2 protein-coding genes and 4 tRNA genes are annotated in these 4,241 nt (G+C 37.5%); 2 read left to right on the top strand and 4 right to left on the bottom strand.

All coding sequences use genetic code 11. From position 1 onward, the window contains the following. The first annotated feature begins 91 nt into the window (after window positions 1-91). Complete coding sequence (locus BFU02S_RS14955) at window positions 92-853, top strand: ABC transporter ATP-binding protein (RefSeq protein ID WP_066372358.1); 762 nt, start codon at window positions 92-94, stop codon at window positions 851-853. After that, the gene (locus tag BFU02S_RS14950) at window positions 843-2,771 is read left to right on the top strand and encodes an FtsX-like permease family protein (RefSeq protein ID WP_066372355.1); all 1,929 of its coding nucleotides are present in this window, start codon (window positions 843-845) and stop codon (window positions 2,769-2,771) included. Before BFU02S_RS14955 ends, BFU02S_RS14950 begins: the two co-directional genes overlap by 11 nt. Window positions 2,772-3,626: 855 nt before the next feature. Here BFU02S_RS14950 and BFU02S_RS14945 read toward each other — a convergent pair. The 4 genes from BFU02S_RS14945 to BFU02S_RS14930 form a co-directional block, all read right to left on the bottom strand. Beyond that, window positions 3,627-3,700, bottom strand: a tRNA-Ile gene (locus BFU02S_RS14945). 72 nt (window positions 3,701-3,772) lie between these two features. Further along, window positions 3,773-3,846, bottom strand: a tRNA-Met gene (locus tag BFU02S_RS14940). An 11-nt stretch (window positions 3,847-3,857) separates the two neighbouring features. Continuing rightward, window positions 3,858-3,934: transfer RNA gene (locus BFU02S_RS14935), tRNA-Arg, on the bottom strand. 12 nt (window positions 3,935-3,946) lie between these two features. Continuing rightward, a tRNA-Cys gene (locus tag BFU02S_RS14930) sits at window positions 3,947-4,020 on the bottom strand. Between the last annotated feature and the right edge of the window lie 221 nt (window positions 4,021-4,241).

Below are 4,241 nucleotides of genomic sequence, written 5' to 3'. Positions count from 1 at the left end.
CAGCCCCTTTATTGATTTGTTCGCTCAATCGAAGGATTCTACCAGCACTGCCCTTTTATAATAAAACTATCAAATAAAGAAGTGTGTCCCTATGACGATTTTAGAAGCAACTAAAATTTATAAAAGCTATGGCAATAAATTTAATAAACAGGAAGTATTAAAAGGAGTCGATATTACGATTGAAAAAGGTGAATTTGTCAGTATTATGGGCCCATCAGGTTCAGGAAAAACAACCTTGCTCAATGTCCTGTCTTCAATTGATAAGGCCAGCAGTGGAGTCATTAAAATTGAAGGAAACGAAATGACGAAAATGAAAGAAAAGGAGCTTGCAGAATTTCGGAAGCGACATTTAGGCTTTATTTTTCAAGAATACAATTTACTTGATACGTTGACCGTAAAGGAAAATATTCTGCTGCCGTTATCCATTACTCGAGTCTCGAAGAAAGAAGCCGACCTAAAGTTTCAAGAAGTAGCAACAGAACTAGGGATCCATGAACTCAAAGACAAATATCCAAATGAAATTTCCGGGGGACAGAAGCAAAGAACCTCGGCAGCACGGGCATTCATTCATGAACCAAACATTATTTTTGCAGATGAACCAACCGGGGCACTTGATTCGAAATCTGCCTCCGATTTATTAAACAAATTAAGCAGATTAAACCAAAAACGAAAATCAACCATTGTGATGGTTACACATGATGCTGTTTCAGCAAGCTTTTCTAGTAGAGTGATTTTTATCAAGGATGGGAAAATTTACACACAGCTCAATAAAGGCGAACAATCACAGCAAATATTTTTCCAAGATATCATGAAAACTCAAGGACTGCTAGGCGGTGTGCAATATGAACATTAATCATCTCGTCTTCCGCAATCTGAAAAAGAATTTGAAAAATTATTATTTGTATGTGTTCGCGTTAATTTTCAGTGTCGCTCTTTATTTTGCTTTTGTTACCTTGCAATATGACCCGTCCATGGATGCGGCAAAAGGTTCGATTAAGGGTGCAGCAGCTATTCAGGCTGCGTCTATCTTGCTGATCGCAATTGTGGCAGTCTTTCTGTTATATGCCAATAATATTTTTATCAAACGGCGGGGCAAGGAAATTGGCTTATTTCAGTTAATCGGAATGACCAAAAATAGGATTTTCCGCATATTGAGTACTGAAAACTTTATTCTCTATTTCGGCTCCTTGCTTGCCGGAATTTTTCTCGGTTTCTCTGTTTCCAGATTAATCATCATGATTATGTATAAAATTACCGGTGTCATTGCAATCGCCAGGCTTACGTTCTCCACTCAGGCACTGATGCAAACCTTAATCGTTTTTTGTGCGATCTATCTGTTGATTATGCTAATGAATTACCTGTTTATTAAAAGGCAAAGCATTTTAAGCCTGTTTCGTGTCACTTCATCAACTGAAGGAAAAGTAAAAAGATTGTCCATAACCGGAATGATCATTGGAATTACAGGCATTCTTTTTATTTCCATAGGCTACTATATTTCATCCAAATTATTCGGCGGTGATTTTACCACTACACAACAGCTATTTACAGCAATGGCTTCCATTCTAACATTCGTCATCATCGGCACATATCTTTTTTATAAAGGTTCTATCAGTTTTATTTGTCAGATGATACGTAAACGAAAAGACGGCTATTTAAATATCAGCGAAGTATTATCACTTTCTTCTATTATGTTTCGAATGAAATCAAATGCCTTGCTGCTAACCATTATCACAACCGTTTCTGCTTTGGCTATCGGATTATTATCACTAAGTTACATTTCCTACTACTCGGCAGAAAAAAGTGCACAGAATGATGTGGCAGCTGATTTCTCTTTTGACGATCTGAAAAGTGCCAGCCAATTTGAAAAAGCATTGACTACAAAGGGAATTCAATATAATGAAAAAAAGATAGAAGTTTTGTCAGTCCATGCCAACTTAAAACCCGTTATACATTTGAAATCTAAAGAATTACAATTTAATCCGAAAAATATGCAGATATCAATCATTAGTGACCAAGATGTTCCCGAAATAAATGTCGCTCCAGGGCAGACAATTTTTACAGGCTATAATGATGCTTTGCAAAAGTTTATGCCACTTGAAGGCCCCGGGAAGATCGAATTAAAGACACAAAAAGAAGTTATTCCATTAGAGTTTGTGGGACTTAAGAAACAGCATCTGATTTCATTGCATTTCACAAACGGGGGCTTTCCAGTAGCTATTGTTGATAAATCTGTTTTCACCCGCTTAAAGGAAGAGCTTAAACCTTCTGTTTTTATTGGGATCAATTTAAAGACAGAAGCCAATCTTGAAAAAGCCAATGATATTTTCAAACATTTAAAGTTTGACAACAAGTCTGTTCAAGATTCCCGTCTGGAAACAAGCAGCATACTAAAGAAATCAATGGGGCTTGCCATGTTTATCGTCAGCTTCTTAGGCTTAACGTTCCTCATAACATCTGGCTGTATCCTTTATTTTAAACAAATGGGTGAAAGTGAAGAAGAAAAGCCAAGTTATACAATATTAAGAAAGCTCGGTTTCACTGAAACCGATATGCTCAAAGAAATTCAGGTCAAACAATTTTTCAGCTTTGGCATTCCTCTGGCCGTTGGTTTATCCCATAGTTATTTTGCCGTCCAATCCGGTTGGTTCTTCTTTGGCACAGAACTTTGGACACCAATGATTATTGTGATGATCCTTTATGCAGCATTGTATTCGATATTCGGAGTTCTTTCCGTGTTGTACTATAGAAAAATTATAAAAGAAGCGTTATAAGAAATGAGGAGGCTGACCCAAAAGGTCGTTAAAATCGACCTTTTAGGGCTCAGCCTTTTTCTTTAGAATGATTTATTGTTTTTCAGTGGATGTTGTCCACTTTTTCAAAGTGTAGAAAATATCACTGGTAAAAAAACTCGCTGAATAGTAAGCCTAATCAGACGGTTCATAAGGTGTAGTTGCATTTATGCGGATGTGAAAGCGATCGGTTAAGAAAACGAAAAATTTGTTGCCTTAAAATTGTATTGCTAATGATTATGTTTGCCCCTCTTCTACAGGGATTTTATCCGAAGTTACGATCACTTTAGACAGAGGTACCAGCTCCTACAATGATTTTACCCAAAGTTGCTACCATTAAGTTACTATAGCGTTTCTGTTCGAATTTTTAAAATTCTACATCGTTTCTATTCAAAAAGCATCCGCTCAATGTTTTTACATAAAAGCTCTGTTAAAGGTTTGAAAAATAAGCGGAAGGATTCCTGCTAAATCAGGAAATTCATATAAACACCTACAAATAAGCGGATTTTTTTCTGTTAAACTATACATTTTCATGATTTTAAGGCCATTTTGGTTATTTAAGCGGAAAACCTCCGCCTATTTCTCTATCTATCCGCTATTTTTTTAAAATAAGCGGAATTCTTCCGACTAAGTGAGTACCCTGCTGATAATCAACAATGAACAATAACAGATCCTACATAATATCAAGAACTGTGGTGTGATAAAATACTTTTAAAAAGGGGAAATCCCTTCTTTTTTACAAAAAATATCCCAAAATTTCCGGTTAATCATTCAAAAAAAAGACTGACCCAAAAGGTCCGTTTAAAACGACTTTTTTGGGTCAGCCACTATTTTATATGGGCCTAAATGGACTTGAACCATCGACCTCACGCTTATCAGGCGTGCGCTCTAACCAGCTGAGCTATAGGCCCTTAATACTACTCGTTTGTAGGTCAACTTCGATACGATTCTTTTTACTTGGCTTAGGATGTTTAATTACTAGATAGCGGCGGAGGGAATCGAACCCCCGACCTTACGGGTATGAACCGTACGCTCTAGCCAGCTGAGCTACACCGCCAAATTTATAAATGGCGCGCCCGACAGGAGTCGAACCCATAACCTTCTGATCCGTAGTCAGACGCTCTATCCAATTGAGCTACGGGCGCTTTCTTAATAAATGGAGGCGGCAACCGGATTCGAACCGGTGGTAAAGGTTTTGCAGACCTCTGCCTTACCACTTGGCTATGCCGCCATATGATGGAGAATAACGGGAATGAATCACCGTCATCCATTCTATTAAAAAATTTAAAGGTGATTCCTTTAAATTTTACTATGTACAGATGTCCCCATCCCACAAGGCTTACTCAAGATGCGGTATGATGGGGGGCAATTCGCTGTTAATTCATAGAAGCTTATACTCATTGCTCTTTCTCATCTGTACTAATACTCATATAATATATAATTGCCCGGCAG

It is taken from the genome of Neobacillus fumarioli NBRC 102428, assembly GCF_001591485.1.
Classification (GTDB): Bacteria; Bacillota; Bacilli; order Bacillales; family Cytobacillaceae; genus Neobacillus; species Neobacillus fumarioli.
Note: the sequence above shows the minus strand (reverse complement) of the source record. Positions and strands in the feature narration are given on the sequence as shown.

Coding starts and splice junctions, on each gene's coding strand:
- BFU02S_RS14955 (WP_066372358.1), top strand. CDS start 92: ATGACGATTTTAGAAGCAACTAAAATTTATAAAAGCTATGGCAATAAA.
- BFU02S_RS14950 (WP_066372355.1), top strand. CDS start 843: ATGAACATTAATCATCTCGTCTTCCGCAATCTGAAAAAGAATTTGAAA.